The following is a 6,636-nucleotide window of genomic DNA, read 5'->3' as shown; positions in this document are numbered from 1 at the left end:
GCGTCTGTTCGACACCATCGCGCCGCGCTACGCCAACCGCAATGGCGGCTATCTGCGCATCATGAAGGCGGGCTTCCGTCACGGTGACAACGCCGCCATGGCTGTCATCGAATTCGTCGATCGCGACGTCTCGGCCAAGGGCGCCGGCGACCGCGCTCGCATCGAGGCCGAAAGCGCTGACGCGGACGCCGCAGCCGCATAAGGCTCGGTTTTCCCAAATGAGTTCAAAGGGGCCTGCGGGCCCCTTTTTGTTTTCTGAAAGCAGCAAACCGCGCCGGAATCCGATTTCCGGGCATGCCCCTGGGATTTTGGCCCAAAATAGTCGGATTTCAGCGGCTTAGCCTTTCATTTTGCACAATCGTCGGGACAATGCCCCCGAACTTGCCTTGGAGGATTCGCGAATGCGCGCCAGAAGACTGCCCTTTGTTCTGCTTTTCGCCATCATGGCGTTTGCGGCCGCACCGGTGGTCAGGCAGGCATTGGCCGAGGAGACCAAGACCGATCCCGGCCTGTCCGATGTGCTGACCGACCTGCTGCATGGCGTCGAGGGCGAGAACGCGACGTCCGGTCCCGACAAGCGCGTGCCGTTCGGTCGCGAGGAGGTGCAGCTGTCGTTTGCGCCGCTGGTCAAGCAGACGGCGCCGGCGGTGGTCAATGTCTATGCCTCGCAGACCGCCAAGGTGACATCGCCTTTCGACGGCGATCCGTTCTTCGAAGAATTCTTCGGCCGCTCGCAGCCGCGCGCGCAGTCTTCGCTGGGCTCCGGCGTGCTGGTCGATCCGACTGGCGTCGTGGTCACCAATTACCACGTCATCAAGGATGCCGACCGGGTCAAGGTGGCGACCGCTGATGGGCGTGAGTTCGACAGCAAGGTGCTGCTCAAGGACGAGACTCTCGACCTTGCCGTGCTCAAGATCACCTCGGACAAGCCGTTTCCGGTCATTGCCATCGGCGATTCCGACGCGCTCGAGGTCGGCGATCTGCTGCTGGCCATCGGCAACCCCTTCGGCGTCGGCCAGACCACCACCAGCGGCATCGTCTCGGCACTGGCCCGCAGCCATATCGGCGTCTCCGATTCCAGCTTCTTCATCCAGACCGACGCCGCCATCAATCCCGGCAATTCCGGCGGTGCGCTGATCAACATGGGCGGCCAGCTGGTCGGCATCAATACGGCCATCTACAGCCGCAGCGGCGGTTCGATCGGCATCGGCTTCGCCATTCCCTCGAACATGGTTCGCGCCTTTGCCGACGCGGCCAAGGCCGGGCTCGACTTCTTCGAGAGGCCCTATGTCGGCGCCGAGTTCGAAGCGGTGACGCCGCAGATCGCAGAATCGCTCGGCATGGAGAAGCCGACCGGTGCGCTGGTTTCGTCGGTCGAGGCGACCGGACCGGCCGCCAAGGCAGGGCTCAAGCCCGGCGACGTGGTGCTGCAGCTCAACGGCAAGCCGGTCGAGAGCATCGAAGCGCTGGACTACCGGATGGCGACGCTGTCGATCGGCACCACCGCCAATTTCGCGGTTCTGACCAAGGGCCAGCAGGCGGCGATGGATATCGCGCTGGAGCGTGCTCCGGAAGGCATGAAGGCTGCCGAGGTGACGCTGCATGGCCGCAGCCCCTTTTCGGGCGCCAAGGTCGCGGAGCTTTCGCCCCGGCTCGCGCAGCGGCTTGGCCTGCGCACGGACATCAAGGGCGTCACCGTGGTCGACATCAACCGCGATTCACCGGCCGCCGATTTCGGCTTCCAGCCGGGCGACATCGTGCGCGAGGTGAACGGCACCACCATCGATACCGCAGCGACCCTGGAGCTGGCGGCCAAGACGGATACGCGCTGGTGGCGCTTTACGGTCGAGCGCGGCGGGCAGATACTGCGTCAGGTGTTGCGTTATTAGGGCTGGGTTCCGTGCATTCGGGCTCATGCTCCAACGAAAAAGAAGTGCATGGCCGATCTGTTCAGCGTCGATGAACCGGAAAAGAAGCCGCCTGGGCGGCCGCTGGCCGACAGGTTGCGGCCGAGGAACCTTGGCGAGGTCGTCGGCCAGGAGCATCTGACCGGGCCTGACGGCGCGCTGACCCGGTTGATCGGTTCCGGCTCGCTCGGCTCGATGATTTTCTGGGGGCCGCCCGGCACCGGCAAGACCACCGTGGCGCGGTTGCTCGCCGGTGAAACGAGTCTCGCCTTCGAGCAGATATCGGCTGTCTTTTCCGGCGTCGCCGACCTGAAAAAGGTGTTCGAATCAGCCAAATTGCGCCGTGCCAATGGCCGCCAGACCTTGTTGTTCGTCGACGAGATCCATCGCTTCAACCGCGCGCAGCAGGACAGTTTCCTCCCGGTCATGGAGGACGGGACAGTCGTGCTGGTTGGCGCCACGACCGAAAACCCGTCCTTCGAACTGAATGCCGCTTTGTTGTCACGCGCGCGCGTTCTGGTCTTCCATTCGCTTGGCGAGGAGAGCATCTCCAAGCTGATGGCGCGGGCGGAGGAGACCGAGGGCAGGGCGCTGCCGCTCGACGACGAGGCGCGGGCCATGCTCATCCGCATGAGCGATGGCGACGGCCGCGCCTCTCTTACCCTGGCAGAGGAAGTCTGGCGAGCAGCCAAGCCCGGCGAGGTCTTCGATCCCGAGGGTCTGCAGCGCATCGTCCAGCGCCGCGCGCCAATCTACGACAAGGGCCAGGACGGCCATTACAATCTGATCTCGGCGCTGCACAAATCGGTACGCGGTTCAGATCCTGACGCGGCTCTCTACTATCTCGCACGCATGTTCGATGCCGGCGAGGATCCGCTCTATCTAGGCCGCCGGCTGGTGCGCATGGCCATGGAAGACATCGGCCTTGCCGACCCGCAGGCGCTTGTCGTCGCCAATGCCGCCAAGGATGCCTACGACTATCTCGGCTCGCCCGAAGGCGAACTCGCCTTTGCCGAGGCCACCGTCTATCTCGCCACCGCGCCCAAATCCAACGCCGTCTACAACGCTTTCAAGGCCGCCACGCGGGCCGCCAAGGAACACGGCTCGCTGCTGCCGCCCAAGCACATCCTCAACGCGCCGACCAAGCTGATGAAAGAGGAGGATTACGGCGCGGGCTACCGCTACGACCATGACGAGCCGGATGCCTTTTCGGGGCAGGATTATTTTCCGGAGAAGATGGGTCGCCAGACCTTCTATGATCCGCCCGAGCGCGGCTTCGAGCGCGATATCAGGAAGCGGCTCGATTATTGGGCAAAGCTGCGCAAAGAGCGGGAATAGCCGGGTTGCGTGAGGCTATTGACCAGATCCGCCAGGCAGCCAGCCGGCCGCGGTAGCAGGGCCGTTGTGTGGTAACCCAAAAAACCTTATCAAGGCGCACGACCGGGCGGTGGCCATTGCCTTGATTTGGGCACCTCATTCGCAACAGGATCGCGCTTGGCGCGTGGAAAAATGACAAAAAATCTTCGCAAATCCCTTCGCAAATTCGCCATTGCCATCCCGCTTCTCGCCCTTGGCTTCTATTTCATCCCCATCCTGACGACGATCTTCATCGTCTGCGGCCTGATCGACGTGCTGCGCAACGACCGCAAGGATCTGTCGCTGTTCTCAGGCTATTTTCTCGGCAACGGCCTGTTCACCTGGCTGCTTTCGCCGTTCAACCTGCTGGTCGACCTCTTGTGCTACAGAAATCCTGGCGTGTGGAAGCTGGATCAGTTTCCCGCCGACTATCAGCGCGAGGTCAACGAGGTCCTGGATATCTTCAAGGCGCGCAAGGATGAGATCATCGCCGATATCGATGCCAATTTCGGCGCCGGCCGGCGCGGCATGTATGTCTACCAGTGGTACGGCAAGCACAGGATCGACAACGTCGCCGAGTTCAACAAGGATTTCAAATACATCAAGACCATCGCCGTTTCCGTCTTCAGCAAGCGCGAATCGACGTCCTGGCATTTCGGCCCGCTGCGGCTCAGCTTGCGCATTCTCTACAATCTGATCCCGGTGAAGTCGGAGATTTTCGTCGAGTGCGGCAACGTCAAGAATTACTGGTACGACAATCCGCTGTTCATCTTCGACGACACGCTGCTGCATCGCTCGGTCAACGAGTATGACGGCCGCCGCTACTGCGTGTTCATGGACATTATCAGGCCATCCCCGGTTCCCCGCCTCATCGCGGGTATGCTGGCCATCGTCTCGGTGAGCGTCGAGCGCATCAATTCCATGTTCTACAAGAACTGGAAAATGATCGGTTCGACCAAGCCGAAGAATGCCGGGACGACCTGAGCTTTGGAAAATCGGCGCTGCCGGCCCTGCCGGCAGCGTCTGGGTGCTCTGCATGTGAGACTTGGCCAATCCTTGTCGGCCGCTCATGCGCCGGATCCTGGCTGCATTAAACGGTAGTCCGGGCTGGCTTTGATAGTTCTGCCTCTTCTCCTTCTGGCGGCCGCAAGTGACGATGAACAAATCTCTCGGATTTTGGGCAACGACATATGTGTGTACCGCTCTGCTGGGAGTTGCTCTTGCTCTCATCTATGTAGGGCTTGAACAGCCTGTCTATTACTGGGACTTCGCTGCCTATTTCGACACGTTTAGCCGGCAGGGCACGCTCTTGGTTCAGAGCCCTCTCGAGTGGCTCAGCCATTTGAGGACCTCGATCGCCACCGATGACTACAGTGCGGCGATCCTGGTGCCGCTGATGCCGTTTCACATCATTTTTGGCGATTCGAGGTTTTCCTACATCGCCGGAATAGTCGCTGTTTACCTGGTTCCGACCGCTCTTCTCATCGGCAGAACAAGCTATCTGGAGGCGGCGACCGGGACGCCTTCATGCCGAAGCTGGCTCACCGTATGGATTGCGGCCTTTCTCTACACGCCCTTCTGGGCGGCGACGCTTCGTGGGTTGCCGGACATTGCCGGCTGCCTCGCGCTTTGCGCGGCAACCTATTTTCTCTGGAAATCGAGGTTCCTGACCCATGAACCGGTGATCAGCGGAATGCGTGTCGGCGTATGCCTGTGGTTGGCATTCGTGCTGCGCCGCTGGTATGCCTATCCCGTCATCGGGGTCGGAACTTCCGCGGCCTTCTTCTGTTTTCTGCAGGTCGCGAAAGACCGCGACGTCCCGGCACTCCGCAATGCCGCCGTCGGGGGCCTGTGTGTGATCCTCGTGGTTGTCGGAGCCGCGCTGACCTCCCAGCAACCTCTGATCCTCAAGATACTGGGAACCAGCTATGGCGACCTTTACAGCGGATACAAGACAAGCTTCGTTTCACAGGTTGACCAGGCAGGATCGCGGCTCAGCTATGTGAACTGGCTGTTGATCGTATTCGGCCTTTGCATCTCCATCATACGCCAAAACAGATTTTCCCTGTTCTGTGCCGTTGCTTCGGTACTTACCTTCTTCCTCTTCACCCGCATGCAGGACCCGGATCGCCACCATTCGGTGCCAATGTTTCTTTGGCTTTTTCCTGCCTACGCCCAGGCAATCGTTGCGATCGTTTCGATGCCGGCGCTGAGATCGCGATGGTCGACCGCCGCGATAGCCGTTGCCGCCGTGCTGGCGTTTTTCGGTACTTTTTTCCCGATTGGCCGCCAGGTGCTGTCACCGGTCAGCTACGTCTTTGCCAGGGAAGCCACGCTCCCGCTGCAACTCGACAATCTTCCAGAATACAGGCGCCTTATCGATGACCTTCTTGGAAAGATGGGACCTGGGGACCGGTTGTCGGTATTTGCGTCCAGCGGGATCATGAGCGACTCATTGCTCTATGAAATGGACAAGGACCTTTACCCCCGCATCGAGTGGGCTTGTCAGGTCGATAGTCGCGATCGGTTCAGACCGGCGGCGTTGAAGTCCAAATACGTTGTCGTGACCGATCCGCCCGTTACCCATCTGCAGCCGGGTGCGCAGCTCTGTGTCTCGATACCGGACCAATACATTGTCGAGGGCAAAGGCATCGGCGCTGCATACAGGCGCATCGCGGCGTACCAGCTGTCCGGCGACGTCAAGGGCTACCTCTACGAACAGGTGCGCCCTATCGGAAAAACGGAGATCGATGACCTCTATAACGAGTTCAGGAAAAAATATCCGGGATGGGCAACGCCTGAGTGGTGACGAGCTCGGCTGATCCGTGCGCTTGCGCCCACAGCGAGGGATTGACCGGGCAGCCCTGCGGGGGCAGTAAACGGTCATGTTCAATCTGTTTCTCGTCGTCGTCGGTGGCGGCATCGGTGCCGGAATTCGTCACCTTACCAACATCGGCGCGCTGCGTTTTGTCGGCCCCAACTATCCCTGGGGCACGATGGCCATCAACGTCATCGGCTCCTTCGCCATGGGGCTGTTCATCGCCTCCATGATGCGCCGTGGCGGATCGAACGAGGTCAGGCTGTTCGTTGCCACCGGCATTCTTGGGGGCTTCACCACCTTCTCAGCCTTTTCGCTCGATTTTGCGACGCTGTGGGAGCGGGGAGCCACGCTGCCTGCGCTGGGTTATGCCCTTGCCAGCGTCATTGGCGCCATTATCGCCCTGTTTCTGGGACTTTGGCTCGCAAGAAGCCTGCCTTAGTGCTATTGCCGCGCCAAGAACAGGCCGAGCTTGGCTCGGGAAACGGATAAGCGACAAAAAACATGGCAGGCGTTGAACAGATCACGGTGGAAGCCGGCGAGGCGGGCATGCGG

The 6,636-nt window shown here is 60.9% G+C and carries 6 protein-coding genes; all 6 read left to right on the top strand.

From position 1 onward, the window contains the following. Positions 1-202 (top strand): bL17 family ribosomal protein (locus EN925_RS17590; RefSeq protein ID WP_206632843.1); only part of this gene is annotated, 202 nt, incomplete at its 5' end. A 199-nt stretch (positions 203-401) separates the two neighbouring features. Then, positions 402-1,889, top strand: coding sequence for a DegQ family serine endoprotease (locus EN925_RS17585; protein WP_127385272.1), 1,488 nt, complete (start codon positions 402-404; stop codon positions 1,887-1,889). A gap of 48 nt (positions 1,890-1,937) precedes the next feature. Further along, positions 1,938-3,245, top strand: coding sequence for a replication-associated recombination protein A (locus EN925_RS17580; RefSeq protein ID WP_013531441.1), 1,308 nt, complete (start codon positions 1,938-1,940; stop codon positions 3,243-3,245). Positions 3,246-3,416: 171 nt separating this feature from the next. After that, complete coding sequence (locus EN925_RS17575; RefSeq protein WP_164753799.1) at positions 3,417-4,247, top strand: aspartyl/asparaginyl beta-hydroxylase domain-containing protein; 831 nt, start codon at positions 3,417-3,419, stop codon at positions 4,245-4,247. 172 nt (positions 4,248-4,419) lie between these two features. After that, the gene (locus EN925_RS17570; RefSeq protein ID WP_245461050.1) at positions 4,420-6,072 is read left to right on the top strand and encodes a hypothetical protein; all 1,653 of its coding nucleotides are present in this window, start codon (positions 4,420-4,422) and stop codon (positions 6,070-6,072) included. Positions 6,073-6,148: 76 nt separating this feature from the next. Further along, positions 6,149-6,523 carry a fluoride efflux transporter CrcB gene (crcB, locus tag EN925_RS17565; protein WP_063172204.1) on the top strand — a complete coding sequence of 125 codons (375 nt, stop codon included), beginning with the start codon at positions 6,149-6,151 and terminating at the stop codon, positions 6,521-6,523. Positions 6,524-6,636: the final 113 nt, after the last annotated feature.

The organism is Mesorhizobium sp. M7A.F.Ca.US.006.04.2.1, assembly GCF_004022915.1.
GTDB classification, from domain to species: domain Bacteria; phylum Pseudomonadota; class Alphaproteobacteria; order Rhizobiales; family Rhizobiaceae; genus Mesorhizobium; species Mesorhizobium ciceri.
Note: the sequence above shows the minus strand (reverse complement) of the source record. Positions and strands in the feature narration are given on the sequence as shown.